Source organism: Sphingobium sp. SG1 (assembly GCF_057063145.1).
Map to the genome: position 1 here is coordinate 166,187 of NZ_JBVVOJ010000006.1, position 20,021 is coordinate 186,207.

Genomic DNA, 20,021 nt, shown 5'->3' on the forward strand with positions numbered 1-20,021 from the left:
GGCTATTCGCCGTCCGGCGTCATCGCCATGACGTCGACGAAGCGACGTTGCGCATCGAAGCGGCAACGGAAGCGCTTGATCCCCTCGCTGCCCTTGTCGACCGTGCCGTCAATGAAGAAGCCACCAGGCGCCTTGGCGATTGCACCGGTCTTCACATAGGTCGGGCGCGTGCCATATTGGCCGGACACTTCCCCCCGGCAATAAGCGGGCATGTTGCCCGGCGTCAGCGCCGGGCCGGTCGCCGCCGGCATCACCTGCGCCGCGGTCGCCGCCAGCGCCTGCACGCTGACGGTCAGCGTATAATTGGCGACTTCGTTGCGGCGGGCGGCATTGCGCATCAGATAGACGCGAATGCGATAATCGCCATTGGCCGGCAGGCGGCCGGAAAAGCTGTTGCCGGCGGTCGAACCGACGAACATGGCGCTATCCCCGGCACCGGGCGCGATCACGTTGAAATAGCTGGAGGCGTTGCTGGTCTGAAGCCGGACATTCATGGTCTGGCCGGCCCGCGCGCCGACCAGATAATCGACCATGTCATAGCCCTTGAGCGACGCCTTGATGACCTTGGACGCGGTCCCTTTGGCGAATTGCACCCGCTCGCTGCGCACCGGGGCCTGGGCAATGGCCGGCATGGCCAGTGCCGACAGCGCGACGGTCGCGATCATGGCATTCCTCATGATGCATCCTTTCGTTCAATAGGGGTCCATCGACATCACATTGCCGTTGCCCGTCACGGTGCAGCGCGAGCGATAATGGCCGGACGCGATGATGATCTCGTAGCGATCCCCACCTTGCGGATAGACGCTGACCGGCACGGAACTGCCCGCCGGCACGTTCTGGAACTCGTCGCCGCGCCGGGCACAGGCCCGCTGCGCCGCTGCCGGCGCGCCCCGCACGATCTGGCTGTTGGCGGCAAGGCGATTGCTCCGCTCCGCATTGCCCGCCGAAAAGCCCGAATGATAGGCTTCGCTGTCGTTGCGATCATAGTCACCGCCATACAGGCCGTCATGATAGCCGCGCTCATATTCGCTGTCATGCTGAGCCGAACTGTCGCCATGGCTCTTCTTGTGGCTGGCGAGCGCCGCGATCAGGCCGATCGCCGCAACGCCGGCTACGGCCGCTGCGGCCGTATTGCCGCCGCCATGACCGCAATCGCCGTCCGACGCGCTGTCGATCGCATCATAGCGGCCATTATAGGTGACGACGCGGATGCACTGGTCCTTCGCGCTGTTCCACCAATAGTTGGTGAGGCCATTCTGCTTGGCGATGCGATAGCCGCGCGACTGTAGCGCATTTCCCCCGAAGAGCCTCGCGCGCCGCCCAGATCATCGACATCGCGCGGCGGCGCCGCATGGGCCGGCGAGATCGGAAGGGCAGCCGCCAGCAAGGCGGTCACCGACAACAATGTCGAAAAACGCGTCATCCTCATTTCCCCTGTTCCTGCGACGCCGGAAAGCGGAGTCGCAAACGGCCGCATGCTACAGCAATGCTGGCGCGGCGCATTCGGCAAAGCCGTGGATAGGGCTCAGGGAAAATACCGAGAAATAAAGTCCGGGAGCGATGCAAGCACCGCTCCCGGACGGCCATGGTGCCCACCGCGAAAGGGGTTAAGCGGCGGCACGGACCCGCGCGCCGATTGGGGCGACGCGCTTATGGCAGAATTCAGACGACCAGCTTGGCCGCGTAGATCAGGCTGCCCCGGCCCAACTGGGCCATGACCTGCGACCGGACGCTGTCGCCGACCGCGAAACAGCCCTGGCTGCGCCCCAACTTGCCGCGCGCACCGGCCAGCGTGGGTTCGGCATACCAGGCACCATGCAGCACGATCGCCCGGCTCATCGCATTGTCATTGGTCGGATCCAGCCCCTGCAAGCGCTGCGACGGGCCATGTTTCCCGACATAGGGATCGGCCGTCAGGAATGCGCCCGAACAGGAGGCGTTGGAACCGGGCGCATTGGAAAAACGCTCCAGCCAGCCGCTGTGATCCGGGTCCGATCCGCTGCCATGCGCCACCAGATAGGAGGTGGTGGTGCCATCCAGCAGATTGACGATGTGCAGCCGCGGCTCCGACGAGGGTGCGGCAAAATCGACCAGCGCCATGCGGTGCCGGTTGACGATCTGCGGATGCCGTTCCAGCGCCGCGCGGGCCTGCGCGAACAAAGCGGGCTTCACCAGCGCCGGCGGGGTCGGCGTGGTGACCGGCGCGATCGGCTGGGCCGGCAACATGGGTTTCAGCGCGCGCATCGGCCCCGGCGCGGAGGCACGCGCGGTGCCAACAGCGCCCGCGACCAGAACGGAAGCGGAAAGGAGAAAACGGCGACGATCGGGGTTCATGGATTGTGCAACTAGGGTGCAGGCCCCGCCAAGGTCTTTGCCGGAATCGGGCGCCGCGCACAAAGTCTTGCGCACATCCGTCCGGCCCGGCATTTTTGTCGGGCGGGGCACGTCGAAGCGGGAGAAGCGGGACATGGCCGGAACGCGGCTATCGAACGGCATCTATCGGGAAGCGGTCGCCACCATCGTGCGGCGCATCCAGAAGGCCCATGGCCTGTCCGACAGCCAGCTGGCGGAGCGGATCGGCTGTTCGGCCGGCACGGTCAAGAATGCCCGCAACGAGGCGAGCAACCTGGACGCTGTGACCCTCGCCAATATTGAGCAGGTTTTCGGCCCCGGCGCGATCGACCCCTATCTGGCGCTGGCCGATGTTCGCGCCGTGCCGCTGGCCGCGCCGGTCTCGGTCGAGCGACTGCACCCGACGCTGGCGATCGTCGAGGCGCTGCACCGGATCATCGAGAAGCAGATGCCCGACAGCGAAGGCGGCACCCGCATCACATCCCACGAACTGCTGACGATCCTGAGCGAATTGCGCGAGGCGCGCGGCGTGTTCGACGCCCTCATCATGATCGCCGATCCCGCGATCGACAGCGGCGAGATCAGCTTCCGCGACAAGGGGCGCAAGCGGCTGGCCGTGGTCCACAGCCAGGGCGGCACCATCACCCGCGCCGACATCATGCACAGCGAGGACGAGGAATGATCCCTAGCGGCAGTCGATATGCGCGCCGTCCAGCCAGCGCAGGCGCCATCCCTTGCCGCGCGGTTCCGCCGTCACGAAAGGGCGCCAGGACGATCGGGGTTTGGGCAGCGCCACCGCGACCAGCCGGCTGTCATCGCGGATGATGGTAGCACCCTCCAGCGTGCCGATCCGCACCGCCATCTTGCCGCACTGGCCCGATTGATCCGGCGCAGCATCATGGACCAGCGCCGCCAGCACGGCCGTCCGTTCGGCATAGGCGTCGCGCAGGCAGTCGGGCTGATCATCGGCGAAGGCGCAGCGGTTGCGGCGCTGGAACCAGGCGTCCTGCCGCTCAACATAATCGGATGCGGCATCCAGTAGCCGGGCCTGATCCGCGCTGGGCACCCGGACGCGGGCATCGGCCGCCTTGAGCGCCGGGTCGGCGCAGACCAGCCTGTCCACGACGAAGGCCGATCCTTCACAGCCGGCAAGATCGGCCGGGGTTGGCGGCGGCACGGCATCGGCCGCGACCGGCGTCAGGAACAATAGCAGGGAGCAGAGCCGGGCACGCATCATGACGTCAGCCTTTTCACGCGGGGCGTGCCGACCATAGGCCAGCGACGCCCCGCCCGGCAATCGCCCGTCGTCAGCCCGCCGTCTTGGCAATCTCCGCCGCGTAGATTTGCGGCGCGCCGTCCATGTTGGAGCGGAAGATCATCCATTTGCCGTCGGGCGTGAAGGTGATGTTGGGCTCCAGCCGATAGTCATGCTTGCGCATGTCGACGATCTTCTCGACGCCGAAAGTGCCCGGCGCGATCAGGTCGGCGGCATTGTCGGCATGGATGCCGGCGACGTCGGGAATGGCCTGAGGCGTGAAGAGATAGAGATATTTGCCGTCGGGCGCATGGGCGACCATTTCGCTGTCGCCGCCGTCGCCGGAGAAATGCTTCAAGTCGGGCGCCTGATTATAATGGACCGACCATTGGTTGCGGTCGACCTTGAACCATTGGCGATGCCCGGTCGCCAGCTCATAGCCTGCGAGCCAGAACACCTCGCCACGCGGGGTCTGCAGATCATACCAGATCCACTTGCCGTCGGGCGAGAAGAACTCGTGGCCGGCGATTTCCATGTTCATGCTGCGCTTGTGGACCAGTTGCTGGCCGCTGCCGTCGGTGCGGATCGTCCAGATCCGGTCGACCTTGTGCCAGGGGCCTTCATGGCAATACATGATGAGCTTGGGGTCGGTCGGCGAGAACTGGATATGGTTGAGCCAGTCGGTCGAGGCGACCACCACCTTGCGCTCCCCGGTGCGGATGTCGATGGTGAAGATCTCCATCGGGATGCGCGCTTCCAACCGCTCGTTAAGGCGCACTTCTTTCGCCTCGGCAAAGCTGAGCGGCTTTCCGTCCGGGCCGTTGGCGGCATAATTGGCCTGACCGAACTGCTGCTTGATCTCCGGCGCGGCGCGCTTCTGGGTGCCGTCGGGCTGGAGCGGCTTGTCGCTTGCCGCCCACTGGCCGAGCAGCAAGGTCTCGTCCGCATTGATCGAGCCGATCGAGCCGCGATCGACGGTCGCGATCTTGCGGACCTTGCCGCTGTCGATGTCGGCGGCATAAAGGGTCGTCGCGCCGGCGCCATCATCGCGCCTGTGGCTGGCATAATAGGCGGTGCGCGTCTTGCGCCCGGTGAAGAGCAACTGGATATCCTTGCCCTTGACCAGCGGCCTGATGCTCCAGTCGGCCAGCGTCAGCACCGAAATGCCGTCAGGCGTGGAGATCACCATCTTGTCGCCCTGCGGCGTATAGCTGTTCTGATGGAAATAGAGGCTGGCGCTGCCCGGCGTGTCGGTCAGCCGCAGCACGCGGTGGCCGGTGGTCTGGTCGACCCATTCGGCCACGGGCTTGGCCAGCGCCGGGGTCGCCGCGCTCACCGTCAGCGCCGCCATCAGGCCCATCATCATCGTCTTCATCTTATGGCCCTTCATCATTTGGCAGCGTCAGCGAGCGCGTCGGGAATGAGCGCCAGATTCTCGATCGCGGCAAGGCCCCATTGCGACGCCGCATTGGTGGAGACGTCGGGCCATTCGACGATCGGGCGGACATAGGCCGGTCCCTTCAGCGCCACGCGCGGATCGCCGTTTGACAGGCCCAGGCCCGCGTCGCCGCCGAGAAATTCCTTCCAGGCCCGGACCGCCAATTCCCTGTCGCCGGTTTCGCGCGCGACATAGGCGGTCAGGCGCGAATGGCCTTCCTTGAGGTTGCGGCGGCCGAAGGGCTGGTCGAACTTCGCCTTCCATTCCTGCGGCGAGGCGTTGAACCAGCGGCAATAATCGAGCCAGGCAGTGCGATAGCGCGGCACCTCGAGCAGCTCCAGAAGCTCGGCATTCACCTCCAGCGCGCCAAACACGGCATTGAGGTGCGAGATGGAAATCTTGTCCCCCGCGCCCATGAAGCGCCCGGTCTTGAGATCATAGGGGGCGCTGCCCGCGAGCCAGCCATATTTCAGGCGACCGATGCTATCCATGCCGTTCAGCAGTCGCTCGCGCCACTTCTTGTCACCAGTCCGCTCCCATTCGGTGAGCCAGGCCGAGGCAACCGAACACCACATGGTGCCGAAGCTGAGGTCAATGACGCCGGCCGGCAGCGGATTGCGCTTCGCGCCCGGCACCTTGCGGCCGATCTCGACATGCTCCAGCGACAGGTCGGACGTGACCAGATCGCGCATCAGGTCGCCGGCGCGCTCGTCGGCGGTCAGATAATAGAAGATGCGGCGATACATGGCGTTGCTGACGCGCGGCTGCTTGCTGCTGTCGCTCCAGTGCTGGACGCCATGGCGCGTGCCCAGCCCCTTGAAACGGCCGAGATGATAGACGTCGACCTCGCCGGTATGGCGGGTCAGCGCCTCGGCAAAACGGAAGGCGGCGGCATTGCCGGTGCGCAGCACGCTGGTCCAGAACCACAGGTCGGGCGACAGCTCGCTATTGTCCCAGGCGAAGCCGCCAATGTCGTAGCGCCAGACATGCCGGTCGAAATCATAGGTGTGCATGATGTCGCCATGGTTCCAGAAACCATACCAGCGGCGGCGATCGACCTCACCGACATAGAAGTCGACGAGGTTGCTGTTCTGGTCCTCGATCCGCGCCTTCATGGGCGTCGAGCGGTCGGGCAGGCTCCAGATGCCGAACACGCCGGCTTCATGGATGCGATCGGGCGTCACCATCAGCTGCGGCGGCACGGCGTTCGCCTGCGCCATCGCGGCCAGCGCATCGGCCGAAGGGGTGGCGGCGCAGGCCCAGAGGGTCAGCTCGCTGGTACGAGCAACGCCGGTCGCGGCATCCCAGCCGGGCTCATAATCCTCATAGGTGATGTCGAGCCCTTCATTTTGGGCGTCATAACCCTCCATCCCCAGGACACCGCGATAGGAGCGCATGTCCATCGGCTTGGCATCGGGCGACCAGAGCCAGGCGGTCAGCGTCGCAGTGTCGCTTTCGGCGTCGCGAATGCTGATCTGGGACGGGTGGCGCTGCCAGAAATAGCGGGTGGCGATCGCCGCGCCGCCCTGGGGCGAGCCGATATAGCCCAGGCCCTGCGACCGGCTGCCAGCGACGGAATCGACCCAGGCATGGCCGTCCTGCGTGCGCTTGGCGATGGCGAAACCGTCGGCGGACAATTGGGTCAGGTCGAAATCGCCCCAGGTCGGGATGCGATCGAGCAGCTTGGCGACGCCCGGCGCCATCGCGTCCATCGGCACCGCCTTGCCGGCGATCTGCGCGGCGCGCACCGCCTTGCCCGGATCGCGGCGCAGGCCGGTGAGCGGCCGCACCGCTTCGCTGAACAGGCCATCATCGGCGGTGGCGAGGCGGACATGACGGTCATGCGCGGCGCCCGCCATCGGCACCGCAGCGGTGAGGCCGATGCCGCTGATGAAATCCTTCGCCGGATCGCCATCGAAGATGAAGCTGTGGACGATGCGCAGATGATCGCCGCCGGCATGGGCATAGAGGCGCAGGGTGAAGGGCAATATCTGCCGTCCCTGCCCTTCATGCACACCGGTCAGCTTGACCACGGCGCGGACCGGCCCCTTCTGCTCGACGGTGGCGCTGGTGATGCGGCCGGTGAAGGGCGTGCGGGTGCCGCCTTCGGGCGCGCTGTCGACGCTGGCGACCAGCGTCAGGGGGCCGACGACGGTGCGACCGCCCTGCTGCGCCGACTGGATGATCGCAGTACCCGAGCGGCCGATGCTCCAGCGCAGCGCACCGACCTGAATCTCGATTCGGTCGGCGAGTTCGCGCACCAGCACCGGCGCCTGCGGCGCGGCCGGCTTGCCCGGCACCACCTTCAGCGCGCCGGGCTGGCCACTGCCGGCGGGCAGCGCATGGGCGGTCCATTTGATCGAACCGTCGGGCCAGGTCGCCAGCGTCCAGTGCTGCGAGGGCAAAGCGGTGCCATCGGCGCCCTGCACCGACAGCGGCTTGCCTGCGCGCAGCACGCCGCGCGGCCATGGCACGCCGAAGGTCTGGCCAAGCGAGAGCGGCGGGGCGGCATCGTCGATCCAGCGCACCGGGGTTTCTGGCATGGCGCCGCCACGCGCACCAGTCGCCGCCTGCGCCGCGCCCGGCAGCAGCGCGGTCGCGCTCGCCATCAATCCGGCCTTCAGGCTGTCACGCCGGCTGATCCCCGCCCTGATATCCATTTTGCTCTCCCTTTTATGTTGTTCAGATCTTGGTGATGGTGAAATTGCGGACCTGAAGATGGCTCTGCGTCGTGCGCAGGCCGAAATGGCCGCTGCGATAGGGATCGGGATCGTCGAGCGTGAACAGTGTCGCCCCGTCCCGCTCCACCACGATATGAGATCCGTTGGCGATCAGGCCGATCGAAAACCATTGATTGGGCACCAGCATCGCCGCCTTGTCGGTGCGGTCATGTTCCGGCAGCAGCGGGCGATGGCCCGGTTCGCCGACATAGCGGCGCATCCGCGTGGTGCTGTTCCGGTTGCCGCCAATGCCGACATAATAGGTCTGGAGGCTGTCATACTCCTCGAACGTGCCGCTGCGGGTGCGGCCGAGCGCCGATCCGCCGGGCGCCGCCGGGTCGCGTGCCATCCAGAAGGCGTTGACGTCGCTGACCTCGTCATAAGGGCCGCCGTCCGACACGGCGCGCACGTCGTAGCGGATCGCGATCGGGCCCTTGAGCGCCTGGCGGAACCAGAGCGTTAGCCCCTTGGGCGCGACGATGTCGAGCAGCCCGTCCTGCGCGGTCACGCGCGCGCCGCCCACCGCCTCTAGCTGCCATTGTTTGAGGCCATGGCGGAAATCGTCGCGCCAGAGCGGCCCCCGCGCCGTAGCGTTCAAGGGGCCGGCGATCGGCGCCAGGGCCAGCGATGCAAGGAGGGTGCGGCGAGAGAACATGGCGACCTGTCCCGCTTGATCTTGAAAACATGATGCTGCGGGTCGGGCATGTCCCGACCCGCAGCCTGTCTCATGACCTGGGGGAGGCCAGGCCATGAGCGCCAATCAGAGCTTGAAGCGGATACCGCCATAGACGCGGCGGCCGACCGTCTCGATGATGGTGCGGCGTTCGACGCTGTTGGCATTTTCCTTGCGCGTCGCGTCGAGCAGGTTGACGCCTTCCAGGAACATCGAGATGCCCGGCATCAGCGTGACGTTGAGCGACGCGTCGAGCTGGCCATAGGCTTCGCCGAACTCGGGATTATTGCCGCGGCCCTGCGCCGTGATCAGATATTTGGACCGCCAGTTATAGGCGCCCCGCAGGCTGACGACGTCATCCTCATAATAGGCCGAGATATTGTAGGCATGGCGCGACAGGCCCTGGAACGGCAGGGAATCGCCGGTGAAATAATCCTTCCCTTCATAGCCGCTATCCTTGGAATAGGTATAGTTGGCGACCACGCCCATCTGCTTGAGCACCGGCACGTCGATGAAGTCGAACGCGATCTGCGCGCCGGCTTCCACGCCGTTGATCGTCACCTTCTGCGTGCCGTTGGTGGGCACGGTGATGGTGTAGGTCACGCCGCTGGCATCGGTGTAGGGTTCGGTCGTGTTCTGGATGAACGAGCTGATTTCCTTTCGGAAATAGGTGACCGACGCGAAGCTGGTGCGGTTGATATAATATTCTAGGCCCGCATCATATTGGCGGGCGCGGAACGGCTGCAGATCCGGGTTGCCGCGCGAACCCGACAGGCCGACCACGTCGATGGTGAAGCGCGGGGCCAGCTGCTGCGGCAGCGGACGGGCCATCACTTCGGTCGCGGTCGCACGCGCCATCAGCTTGTTGGGGATGAGTTCCGCCTTCATGTTGATCGAGGGCAGGAATTCGGTGCTGTTGCTGTCATAGGATACGGGCGAGATCACGCCGCCGGTGCTGAGATAGCCCGAAGTGTTGACCTTGGTATTGACGACGCGGGCGCCGATCACGCCGCTGACGGGCACGGCCCCGACGTCGAAGGCGAAGCTGGCCTGGCCATAGCCGGCCAGGTTGCGTTCGCCGACCTTCCAGGTGTCGGTATAGACCTGGCAGGTGCCGTCGGCATTGGCCGGGCAGCCGCCTTCCGCGAACGGATCGGGAATGCCGACCGCATCGGCCACGCCCTGGGTCATGTTGAGCCAGCCGCTATAATCGCCGGTGAAGCCCAGATTGCCGGTATGGAAGAAGGGCGAGGTGCCGAGCGCCGCATTGCCGCTGACGATGCTGTCGATCTGTGCCTGCACCGCCGGATCGCTGAAGCCGTTGAGCGTCGTGGTGCGGGTGTAGAAGCGGCTCTTGACCGTCAGGTCGCGATACTGGCCACCAATCTTGAACGAGGTGAACAGGCCGCCGTCGGTCTTGTACTCGGCGTCCAGCTTGGCCATCTTCTCGGTCTGGTCGTCATAGCGCGGACGACGCAGCACGGTCAGCTGGTTGATGCCGGCCGTAGTGGTCGGATCATTGGGCAGGATGATGTTCGGCGCATTCTGGCCGTTGCTATAGTCGACGATCAGGCTGGACATGCCGGTGACGGCCGCGGTCGCATTGATCTCGTTATTATAGGCCTTGGCCTTGGACAGCGAGATTTTCGGCGTCAGCGTCAGGTTGCCGGTCGTCCAGTCGGCGCCCAGCGCGACATTATAGGTGGTACGCTTGATGTCGCCCAGAATGTTGCGATAGGACACGCCCAGCTGGCTGGTCTGCGCCTTCGACGTATTGTTGGTCATCACCAGATATTCGACCGTATTGTCCGGGCCGATGATGGTGTTTTCCGTGTCGACGATGCCGCCGCTGGTGCCGGTCTGCAGATATTGCGAGGTCACCGACTGGATCGACTTGGTCCAGTTGCTTTCGACATAGGCCTTGAAATCGTCGCTCGGGCGCCATTCCAGGATGCCGTTCAGCGCATAGCGGCGGGTTTCCAGGCGGTTGATGACATAGCGCGGAATGTCGGGGAAGAAATCGCCGACGCCGTCATTGTTGAGGTCGTAGGCCTGCATGCCGGCCGTATTGGGATCGCTGTCCAGCTGGACCCAGCCGGTGGTGCGCGCCTGATGGCTTTCGACATTGCGGTTCTCGAACGTGCCCGACACCAGCACGCCGATCGTGCCATTGGCGAAGGTGTCGCTGCCGATCAGCGCCAGGCGCGGATCCATATGGTCGCCGATATCGGCATAGATGGCCTGGGCGGAACCGGCCAGATAGGGCTTGCCGCCATTGTCGAACGGCCGGCGGGTGATGACGCGCACGGTGCCGCCGACGCCGCCTTCGGTCATGTCGGCGGTGGCCGACTTCACCACTTCCAGGCGGTTGACGAATTCGGAGGGCAGATCGCGGAAATCGACATCGCGGCCGCCGCCCACGGTGGTGGACAGGGCGGTGACGCCGTTGATCTCGACGCGGTTCAGTGACGGATCGGCGCCGCGGATGGTGATGCCGGAGCCTTCACCGTCGGAACGGGTCAGCTGGACGCCGGTCACGCGCTGCAGCGCTTCACCGACATTCTTGTCCGGGAACTTGCCGATATCCTCGGCCGAAATCGCGTCCAGAACCTGTGCGGCATTGCGCTTGGCGTTGAGCGCGCCCTGAAGGCTGGAACGGATACCGGTGACGACGATATCCTCGCTGCTCGCTTCGGGCGCCTGCTGGGGCTGTTCGGGCTGCTGCTGGTCTTGTGCCGCGGCCGGCATGGCGCCCAGCAGGACGGCGGCGACGGCCGACGTCGACAACAAGGCGCGATAATTGGAAAACCTCACTTAAACATCCTCCCTATGCGTGCCCCCCCGTTTGGGCACGGGTTTGAGGTCGACCGCGACCAGACCCCGCCGCGACAACCCTTTGATATCCCATATATTGGGTGTTCATATCTATATATGGACACACAAGGATGGCGCCGCCTTTGCGACGAAACGAGCCATATCATCGATGAATGACATGATAACGAAACAGGGTTCCACAATATGGAACATCGCCAAGGCAATGGCGTGATGGAGGACGGCTGTTGCGACAGCGGGATTCGCGCTGACAGCGCAACATGCCCCCGCCGCCGGAGCAGCGGAAAGCCAGGCATGATAATGGCGAAGACCTGTCGCCTTCGCCGTCAATCTTGCGGCGCGAACTAGCCCGCCAAGCCCTTGATATCCGCGGTCAGATCCAGCACCTGCGCTGCCTCGAAACTGGCGACCGGATAGGCGCAGTAATCGGCGGCATAGTAAGCGCTGGGGCGGTGGTTGCCCGATGCGCCCAGACCGCCGAACGGCATCGCGCCGCTGGCGCCGGTGGTCGGCCGGTTGCGGTTGACCACGCCGGCGCGGCTTTCCAGCAGGAAGCGGTCCCACAGCGCATCGTCAGCGGATATGAGGCCCGCCGCCAGGCCGTAGCGGGTCGCATTGGCGGCCGCGATCGCGGCGTCGAAATCGGCGACGCGGATCACCTGCAGCAGCGGCGCGAAAATCTCCTCGTCGGGCGCCTCCACCCCGGTCATGTCGATCATGCCCGGCGTCAGGAAAGCCGCGCCGAGGTCCGCCGGCTGTTCCAGCGACAACAATTCAGTGCCGCCCAGCGCCAGCAGCGCAGCATGGCGCGCCCTGGCATGGGCCGCCGCCTCAGCCGAGATCAGCGCGCCCATATAGGGCTCAGGCTGGCTATCCCAGGCACCGATCGTCAGCCGCCGGGCCAGCGCCACCGTCGCGTCGAGGATCGCGTCACCCACCGCGCCCTGCGGCAGGATCAGCCGGCGCGCGCAGGAACAGCGCTGGCCCGCAGTGATGAAGGCCGACTGGACGATGATCGAGGCGACCGCCTGCGCATCGCCGTCCCAGGCGACCAGCGGATTATGGCCGCCCAGTTCCAGCGCCAGGATCACGCCCGGCCGATCGGCCATCACGCGGGAGAAATGTGCGCCCGCCGCCGCCGATCCAGTGAACAGCAGGCCGTCGATATCCTGCGCGATCAGCGCCGCGCCGGTGTCCCGACCGCCCTGCAACAAGGTGAAGACGCCATCGGGCAGGCCGGCGTCGCGAAACGCCTGCGCCATCAGTTCGCCCACCAGCGGGGTCAGTTCCGACGGCTTGAAGATAACCACATCGCCCGCCAGCAGGGCCGGCACGATATGGCCGTTGGGCAGATGGCCGGGGAAATTATAGGGGCCAAGCACGGCCATCACGCCATGCGGCTTGTGGCGCAGCACCGCCCGACCGAACGGGGTCGCCTGCTCGCGCGATCCGGCGCGTTCCGCCTGGGCCGCGATCGAGATGTCGACCTTGCCGATCATCGAGGCTATTTCGGTCTTCGCCTCCCATAGCGGCTTGCCGGTCTCCCGCGCGATCGCCTTGGCAAAGGCGTCGCTGCGGTCCGACAGCAGCGCCTTGTAGCGGCGGACATGATCCTCGCGCGCGGATTGCGGCAGCGCAGCCCAGGCCGGAAAGGCAGCGCGGGCGCGGGCGACGGCCGCCGCGCAGGTCGCGGCATCGGCCGCCTCCCCTTCCCACAGGAGCGTGTCGCTGGCCGGGTCGATCGAACGGAAAATCATATGGCCTCCAGAAAGCGGGACAAGGATAGCGCACCCTTTTCCAGCCTCCTAGCGCCTTGCGGGCGCGACGGGATAATGAATCCCGCCGCGCCCTTCATGCCGATCCGGAATAAGCGGTGCCTATTCCAGATAGGTGGTGCGCAGCGCCGCAATGTCCACCGGTGTCAGGCCGATTTCCTGAGCCAGATAGGCATCCACCGATCCCCAGCGCTTGTCGATTTCGGCGAAGGCATAGGTCAGGAAGGGCGTGCCGTCGGGCAGCACCAGCGGATTGGCCTTGGCCATCGCTCCGCCCTTCTGCATCTGCGCGAACATGCCGGCGACCGGGCTGCTCTGCGCGACGGCATCGCTCATCGGCGGCACTTCATATTGCGGGCGGCGCGACGGGGTCGAGAGCACATAGTCGCGATAGATGACGTCGCGCGGCACGCCCAGCGCCGACAGGATCATCGCGCTGACAAAGCCGGTGCGGTCCTGCCCGGCCGAGCAATTGTAGAGCAGCGGTCCGTCCTTCGACAGCAGGCGGGCGAAGACGATACGCAACTGCGGCTTCAGCTGGGTCGCCATATTGCCATAGGTGCCGGCATAGGCTTCGGCCTGCTTGGCCATGTCCATATTCTTGGCATCGAACTTCATGCCCTGCATCATCGCGGCCATCGAATAGCCGACCGCATTATAGGCAATGCCGTCCAGCTTGGTCGGCGCGAACAGCCGCTCTTCATCCGAGCGGAGATCGACCAGATTGGCGACGCCCAGCGCCTTCACCTGCGCCACGTCGGCCGGGGTCAGCATAGCCTGCCCGCCCGACCGGTAGATCCGGCCCCAGCGGACATGCTTGCCACCGGCCGCCGGATAGCCGCCCAGATCCCGGAAGTTGGAGGATTGCTCCATCACCAGCACACGCTCGGCCACGCGGGTCACCGCGCCGCTCTTGCTGTCGCGCAGCAGAAAATAGGGCCGGGTGCCCGGCGCCACCTGCACCTCCTGCACGCCGTCCTTGTCCCCGGCCGCCACCAGCGTGGCATTGGCAATGGGGGCATCGGGGCGATCCGCCTGCAACAGATCGACCGGATCGGCATCGCTCCAGCGGATCGCCAGCTTGTCGGGCGCCACCCGTTCCACCACCGGATCGGCGATAGTGCCGGCCAGGGCTGCGGCCGGCACCATCAGGGGCAGCGCCGCCAGCGCGGCGGGGATCATCATCTTGCGCATAATCTTTCTCTCTCCCTCTGTTTTAGAAGCGGACCGTGGCTTCCAGGCCATAGGTGCGCGGTTCGTTGAAAATGCCCATTTGCAGCGACGAGGAGCCGGTCTGGAAGAATGTGTGCTGTTCGTTGAACAGGTTGCGCGACCAGGCCGAAATCTGGAGCTTGGCGTCGCCCTTGAGCGTGATGTCGGCGAGCGACAGGCGGGCATTCACCAGGAAGGAAGAGTCGGTCAGCGCCGCGTCGCTGGACTGGGAATGATAGCCATCGCCGCCATTGGCATCGACATGGGCGCGCAGCGTCGCCCAGTCGAGCGGCAGGCTATAGTCGATTGCACCGCTGAAGGCGTTTTTGGGCGTGTAGACCACGAACACAGTCTGCAGCGCATTGCCGGCAAAGGGGTTGGCCGCCTGTGCCAGATCGCCCTTGGTATAGGCATAGGCGGCGGTCAGCGTCAGCCCCTCGACCGGCATCGCTACCAAATCCGCCTCGACGCCCTTGATCGTGCCCTGACCGTCGACATTGACGGTCTCGATCGTGGTGCGGGTCGGGCCGCCCGGCACTTCGGACAGCACCGCGTTGAAGTCGATCTGCTGATTCTTGTAGATCGTCTTTTAGGCGGCCAGGTTCAGCCGGACATGATGGTCGAGAAACTCGCCCTTGAAGCCGATTTCGGAGGTTTCGACCTCCTCGGACTTATAGGCGCGATAGGTAACGGAGCGCGAATTGGCGCCGCCCGCGCGATAGGCCGTCCCCCATTTGCCATAGAGATGGATATTGTCGGTCGCGTCGAACGCCAGAGTGACGGTCGGGTCGATCCGGCTGCTGGAAATGTCGAAGCGGAAATCCTTGTCGACGCCATTGACCTTGAACAGGTCGCCGCTCTTCTTGTCACGGGTGTAGCGCGCGCCGCCGGTCAGGTGCAGCGCATCGTCCAGGATCGCCGGGGTCCAGGTCGCCTGCCCATAGAGGGCGAAACTGTCTGCCTTGGCGTCGCTGGCGCGATCGGGATAGGGCGTGACCTGCCCGGCATCCAGCGTCGGCAGCCGGGTCGGCGCGTCGGCCGCAGTTGCGCCCCACTGCATGGTGTAGGGCGCCCAGGCCCAATCCTCGCCCTTTTCATGATAATAATAGGCGCCGGCGACGAAATCGACGCGCGAGAGCGAACCTACCAACTGCACTTCCTGACTGAACTGATTCTGGTCGAGGCCCGCCAGGCTGTAGCGCGCAAACTTGGCATAGGGGGCGAAGGCCCCCTGATGCGCGCCGCCATTATCATATTGGCTCTGGCTCAGCTCACGATAGGAGGTGATGGAGCGCAGGTTGATGCCATCGGCGACCTGCCAGTCCATATGCAGCGCATGGCCATGGGTCTTGCCGATGCTCTTCTGGATCGGCACGCCGATGTCCGCGGTCCTGGCCCGATCGGGCTGGACCTCGACCATGTCCGCGACCGGCAGACGATCCGACTTGCCCAGCATCTGGAAATAATAGGGCGTGCTGGCGTCGTAGGAGGTGTCGAAATCATATTGGGCGGAGAAGCGGCTGCTCGGTTCCCACAGGATCGCGCCGTGCATGCCGCGCTGGTCGAGTTGGTTATAATCCTCCTCGTCCGCCATCGGATTGTCGGTGGTGCCGCCGCGCTTGGTGACGAGCGCGTCCAGCTTGACGCTGAAATTGGCGAAGCTGGGCAGGTCGAGATGGGTTTCGACCTTGTAGCCGTCATAGTTCATGACGCCCATGGTCTGGCTGAGGTGAAACTCGCCGCTCGGCTTCCTGCTGACGATGCTGAGCGCGCCGCCGGTCGAGTTGCGGCCGAACAAGGTGCCCTGCGGCCCCTTCAGCACCTCGATCCGTTCGATGTCGAACAGGGCGGTGCCCAGCCCCTGCGAGCGGCCGAGATAGACGCCGTCGATATAGATGCCGACGCCCGCGTCGCGGCTGGGCTGGTTGGCGTCGAACGGCACGATGCCGCGAATGCCGACGGTCAGCGCCGAATTGCGCGACGCAAAGGGGGCGATGCGCAGCGAGGGCACCGCACCGTCGCCCAGATCCTTCAGGCTCACCACGCTGCGCGCCTTGAGATCATCGCTGCCCAGCACCGAAATGGCGATCGGTGTCTTCTGCAGATTGGTCTCGGTCTTCTGTGCAGTGACGACAATCGAACCAAGGCCGGCATCTCCTTCGTCAAGCGGCGCGTCCTCCGCATGGGCCGGGGCCGCGAAGCCCGCCCCCATCAGCCCCGCCCCCATCAGCATGGTGCCGGCCAGAATGAGTGCGCGACGGCGCAGGACAGACGAACATTTCATGATGCGTATCCCCCGAATGATGTTGAATTCGGAGGGGCAGTTAGAACGTCTGTATGCAGCCGCAGTTACATATGTATCTCAGTTCGATGACAGGATCAGCGGCAATATGACAGCGGCGAGACACGGATATCGCCCCGACGCAGCCTTTGCCAGTTCGGGGGGATATGGCATAAAGGACGCTATGGCGACGGCTGCACATTCGGGGAAAACATCGGAAATCGGCGCAATGGCGCGGCTTATCGAGGCGGTTATCGACCTATGGGAACGTGATGGCGCGAGCGGCACATCGGCCCGTGCGATCAGCCGCCTGGCCCAGACCCCCGTATCCGGAATCTATCATCACTTCGGATCACTGGAACGGTTGTTTCTTTCCGCACATGAGCAGGCCCAGCGCGAGTCGGAACGCTGGTGCGCGGCGCGGCTGGCGGAACTGGAGGGGGTCGCGCCCCTGTCGCGTGGCGCCTTCGCGCCCCTGCTCGCCGCGCTGATCGACCAATGGTGCGAGGAGGAACGCCGGCTGGCCTTCGCCTGGCGCGAATGCCAGTTGATCGCTGCGCGTGAGGATCGCTATGTGCCGGTCTGCGATCGCTGGGCAGCGATGTGGCGCAGCTTCTGGGAAGAAGTCTGCACCCGCTGCGGACATGGGGGGCATGGCGCCCATACCGCCTATCTGTTCGATGGCGAAGCGACGCTGCACCTGATGCGCTGGCGCCGACCGGTCGACCGCGCCGCGCTGGACGACATGTGCGCCGGCTGGAGCGACTGGCTGTGCGGTCGCCCGGTGCGCGCCGGCCATTGGCGTCAGTTCGCCCGCGAACAGGCCGATCTTGCCCTGCCCGAACAGACGATCAGCAGCGGCACGATGGAACAGATTGCCGAGGCGGCGGCCGATGTGCTGGCGCAGGAGGGCATGGCGGCCCTGACCCATCGCGCCGTCGCCGCGCGGGCGGGCCTGACGCTGGGCGTCGTCTCCTATAATTTCCGATCCAGCGCCGAGCTGGTCCGCGCGGCGTTCGAGATGATCTATCGCAAGGCGGTGGAATCGGGCGGCGGCGCCGTGCCGGAGGCAGCGACATTGACCGACGAGCAGTTGCTCGCGCGCTATTCCAATCCCCCGCCCCGCAACGACCGTATCCTGCCGGCGATCGACGAGTTGATGCTGGCCGCTGCGCGCGACGGCGACCTGCGCGATTTCGCCCCCCAGTTGCGCTATCGGCGCGGTCGTACCAGCGGCGGCCTGCTCCGCGCGATCCTGGGCCGCGATGTCGCGCCGCTGGAAGCCGCGCTCTTTTCCGGCGTCATATCGGGTCATCGCAAGACCTGTTTCGGCCTGACGCCGGCCGAGGCCGCCAGAGCCGGCGCACAGGCCATGCTGGACCTGCGCACGATGGTGCGCACCGCTGCGGATATGGCTCAGTCGGAAAGTGCCTGAGCGCGCATCAAGCGCCTCAATCCCGCCGCGTGCAACGGATCGATGGCCAGCGATGCCAGCATCACCCGTGGCGCGCCGTTGCTCGGCGAGCATAACCATCTGGTCTATGGCGATATATTGGACTTGAGTGACAGCGAAATTGACGACCTGATCGCCTGTCGCGTCATCTGGTAATCAGCCGCTCTTGCAAGTTGATCGCCAGCCACTAGATTTTTGAGAACGATTCGCAAAAAGGAAAGAAGATGGCGCAGCCCAATGTCTATCAGGTGTCGGACTGGAACGGATCGAGCGGTGAACGCTGGGTCACGCACCGGCAGCGGCTCGACGCCATGCTCGCGCCCTTTGGCGATGCGGCGATGGCAGCTGCCGCCGCCCGGCCGGGCGAGCGCGTGCTGGACGTGGGATGCGGCGCGGGCACCAGCAGCATCGCCCTTGCCCGCCAGGTCGGCGCGACCGGTGAAGTGCTGGGCCTCGACATTTCCGGGCCACTGATCGCGCTCGCCCAATCGCAGCAGCCCACCGAGCTGCCGGTCCGCTACGCTCTGGCCGATGCCGGCAGTGCGACATTGACCACCCACGGCTTCAACCTGCTCTTCTCCCGCTTTGGCGTGATGTTCTTCGACGATCCGGTGGTCAGTTTCGCGCATATGCGGCGCTGGCTGCGGCCGGGCGGACGGATCGCCTTCGTCTGCTGGCGCGCGGCGGCGGACAATGACTGGGTGCGCCTGCCGATGGGCGCGATCCGCGACATCGTGCCGCCGCTGGCGCCGCCCGATCCCGAAGCGCCCGGCCCCTTCTCCTTCGGCGATCCGATACGGGTAACGCGCATCCTGACCGAGGCCGGCTTTGCCGAAATCGACCTCACTGCGCTCGATGGCGTGATCCCCTTCGGCCAGGGCGCAAATCGCGAGGCAGCGCTGGACGATGCCCTCGCCATGGCGTTCGAGGTCGGCCCGCTCTCCCGCGCGCTCGCCGATCAGCTTGCCGATGTGCGGGATCGCGCCGCCCAGGCCGTGCGCAGCGCCTTCGCCGCGCGGCCCGGCGAGACCGCTATCCTGATCGACGGCGCCGCCTGGATCGTCACCGCCACCAATCCGGGCTAGAGTAGCCGCACCGGCCGGGATATAGGCGCGCCATGACCGAGCATCCCGCCTATCGCCAGATCGGCCTCATCGGCACCGGCCGGGTCGCGCGCGCGCTGGGGCTGGCGCTGGCCCCGCACAGCGCTGCGCCGATCCTGGTGCAGGGTCGCAATCCGGATCATGCCGCCGCTGCGGTCGAGGCGATCGGCCGTGCGCAGGCCGTTACCCTGTCACCTTCGCTGTCATCCGGCTGCGACCTGATACTGCTGGCGGTGGCGGACGACGCCCTGCCGGCGGTGATCGCGGACCTGGCCACCATGCCCCTGTCCGCCACCATCTGCCATGTCAGCGGGCGCAGCGGCGCGCCGCTGCTCGATCCGCTCCGGGCGCGGGGCGCGACCACCGCCGCCGTCCATCCGGCGATGACCTTCACCGGCGATCCGGCCGCCGAAGTCGCGCGGATGCGGGGCGCCCGCTTCGCCATCACCGGCGCCGATGCGCTAGCGATCGCGGCGGCGCGCAGGCTGGTCGCGCTGCTGGGCGGCGTCGCGGTCGAGGTCGCGGAGGCGCATCGCGCCCTTTATCATGCAGCGCTGTGCCATGCGGCCAATCATCTGGTGACGCTGATCGCCGGTGCCGCCGATGCGCTGGTCGCGGCCGGCGTGGCGGAACCCGGCGCGCTGCTGGCGCCACTGGTGCGGGCCGCGCTCGACAACAGCCTGGATCGCCGGATCCATGCCCTGTCCGGCCCGCTGCTGCGCGGCGACCGTCAGACGATCGGCAACCATCTGACAGCGCTGCGCGCGCATGCGCCCGAGCTGCTGCCAGCCTATCGCGCCATGGCGCTGGCGACTCTCGACGCGCTGGACCGGGACGAGAGCGCGCTGCGCGACGATCTCAGCCGGCAAAGCGGCTGTTGATCATCCGGGTGGTCGACCAGCCGCTATCCACCGCGCCCGAGCGGTC

The 20,021-nt window shown here is 65.9% G+C and carries 18 protein-coding genes and 1 pseudogene; 6 read left to right on the forward strand and 13 right to left on the reverse strand.

All coding sequences use genetic code 11. From position 1 onward, the window contains the following. Positions 1–2 precede the first annotated feature (2 nt). Positions 3–677 carry a hypothetical protein gene (locus tag AC0KVN_RS15215; RefSeq protein WP_435567183.1) on the reverse strand — a complete coding sequence of 225 codons (675 nt, stop codon included), beginning with the start codon at positions 675–677 and terminating at the stop codon, positions 3–5. 15 nt (positions 678–692) lie between these two features. Next, a complete protein-coding gene (locus AC0KVN_RS15220) occupies positions 693–896 on the reverse strand; it encodes a ParB N-terminal domain-containing protein (protein ID WP_435567184.1) in 204 nt (67 codons plus the stop codon). A 60-nt stretch (positions 897–956) separates the two neighbouring features. Between AC0KVN_RS15220 and AC0KVN_RS15225 the strand changes: the two genes are divergently transcribed. Beyond that, entirely contained in the window at positions 957–1,289 is a 333-nt protein-coding gene (locus tag AC0KVN_RS15225) for a hypothetical protein (RefSeq protein WP_435567185.1), read from the forward strand. A 373-nt stretch (positions 1,290–1,662) separates the two neighbouring features. Here AC0KVN_RS15225 and AC0KVN_RS15230 read toward each other — a convergent pair whose 3' ends face one another. Next, positions 1,663–2,334: a murein L,D-transpeptidase catalytic domain family protein gene (locus AC0KVN_RS15230; RefSeq protein WP_037515921.1), complete on the reverse strand. Its 672-nt coding sequence runs from the start codon at positions 2,332–2,334 to the stop codon at positions 1,663–1,665. A 133-nt stretch (positions 2,335–2,467) separates the two neighbouring features. Here AC0KVN_RS15230 and AC0KVN_RS15235 point away from each other — a divergent pair, with 133 nt between their 5' ends. Next, entirely contained in the window at positions 2,468–3,034 is a 567-nt protein-coding gene (locus AC0KVN_RS15235; protein WP_435567186.1) for an XRE family transcriptional regulator, read from the forward strand. 3 nt (positions 3,035–3,037) lie between these two features. On the opposite strand, the gene AC0KVN_RS15240 is transcribed toward AC0KVN_RS15235, so the two are convergent. The 10 genes and pseudogenes from AC0KVN_RS15240 to AC0KVN_RS15285 all read right to left on the reverse strand — a co-directional run bounded on the left by AC0KVN_RS15240 (position 3,038) and on the right by AC0KVN_RS15285 (position 16,541). After that, complete coding sequence (locus AC0KVN_RS15240; RefSeq protein WP_435567187.1) at positions 3,038–3,589, reverse strand: lysozyme inhibitor LprI family protein; 552 nt, start codon at positions 3,587–3,589, stop codon at positions 3,038–3,040. Positions 3,590–3,659: 70 nt separating this feature from the next. Further along, the gene (locus tag AC0KVN_RS15245; protein ID WP_287429568.1) at positions 3,660–4,982 is read right to left on the reverse strand and encodes an oligogalacturonate lyase family protein; all 1,323 of its coding nucleotides are present in this window, start codon (positions 4,980–4,982) and stop codon (positions 3,660–3,662) included. Between the two features lie 14 nt (positions 4,983–4,996). Then, entirely contained in the window at positions 4,997–6,265 is a 1,269-nt protein-coding gene (locus AC0KVN_RS15250) for an exo-rhamnogalacturonan lyase family protein (protein WP_483656206.1), read from the reverse strand. 3 nt (positions 6,266–6,268) lie between these two features. Beyond that, a pseudogene (locus AC0KVN_RS15255) lies at positions 6,269–7,705 on the reverse strand (exo-rhamnogalacturonan lyase family protein); the annotation flags it as partial. 22 nt (positions 7,706–7,727) lie between these two features. After that, the gene (locus AC0KVN_RS15260) at positions 7,728–8,420 is read right to left on the reverse strand and encodes a DUF6250 domain-containing protein (protein WP_435567188.1); all 693 of its coding nucleotides are present in this window, start codon (positions 8,418–8,420) and stop codon (positions 7,728–7,730) included. A 105-nt stretch (positions 8,421–8,525) separates the two neighbouring features. After that, the gene (locus tag AC0KVN_RS15265; RefSeq protein WP_004210252.1) at positions 8,526–11,252 is read right to left on the reverse strand and encodes a TonB-dependent receptor; all 2,727 of its coding nucleotides are present in this window, start codon (positions 11,250–11,252) and stop codon (positions 8,526–8,528) included. Positions 11,253–11,614: 362 nt separating this feature from the next. Beyond that, entirely contained in the window at positions 11,615–13,027 is a 1,413-nt protein-coding gene (gene astD / locus AC0KVN_RS15270) for a succinylglutamate-semialdehyde dehydrogenase (RefSeq protein WP_435567189.1), read from the reverse strand. A gap of 120 nt (positions 13,028–13,147) precedes the next feature. Beyond that, positions 13,148–14,239, reverse strand: coding sequence for a tyrosine-protein phosphatase (locus AC0KVN_RS15275; RefSeq protein WP_435567190.1), 1,092 nt, complete (start codon positions 14,237–14,239; stop codon positions 13,148–13,150). A gap of 22 nt (positions 14,240–14,261) precedes the next feature. Beyond that, positions 14,262–14,807: a hypothetical protein gene (locus tag AC0KVN_RS15280; RefSeq protein ID WP_483656199.1), complete on the reverse strand. Its 546-nt coding sequence runs from the start codon at positions 14,805–14,807 to the stop codon at positions 14,262–14,264. 39 nt (positions 14,808–14,846) lie between these two features. Continuing rightward, positions 14,847–16,541 carry a TonB-dependent receptor gene (locus AC0KVN_RS15285; protein WP_483656200.1) on the reverse strand — a complete coding sequence of 565 codons (1,695 nt, stop codon included), beginning with the start codon at positions 16,539–16,541 and terminating at the stop codon, positions 14,847–14,849. 226 nt (positions 16,542–16,767) lie between these two features. Here AC0KVN_RS15285 and AC0KVN_RS15290 point away from each other — a divergent pair, with 226 nt between their 5' ends. The 4 genes from AC0KVN_RS15290 (at position 16,768) to AC0KVN_RS15305 (ending at position 19,975) form a co-directional block, all read left to right on the forward strand. Further along, entirely contained in the window at positions 16,768–17,973 is a 1,206-nt protein-coding gene (locus AC0KVN_RS15290) for a TetR/AcrR family transcriptional regulator (RefSeq protein WP_435567192.1), read from the forward strand. Between the two features lie 42 nt (positions 17,974–18,015). Beyond that, on the forward strand, positions 18,016–18,147 hold the full coding sequence (locus tag AC0KVN_RS15295; protein ID WP_435567193.1) for a hypothetical protein: 132 nt from the start codon (positions 18,016–18,018) through the stop codon (positions 18,145–18,147). 68 nt (positions 18,148–18,215) lie between these two features. Beyond that, a complete protein-coding gene (locus tag AC0KVN_RS15300; RefSeq protein WP_435567194.1) occupies positions 18,216–19,076 on the forward strand; it encodes a class I SAM-dependent methyltransferase in 861 nt (286 codons plus the stop codon). Positions 19,077–19,108: 32 nt separating this feature from the next. Continuing rightward, positions 19,109–19,975 (forward strand): Rossmann-like and DUF2520 domain-containing protein, encoded by an 867-nt coding sequence (locus tag AC0KVN_RS15305; protein WP_435567195.1) that lies wholly within the window; start codon positions 19,109–19,111, stop codon positions 19,973–19,975. Positions 19,976–20,021: the final 46 nt, after the last annotated feature.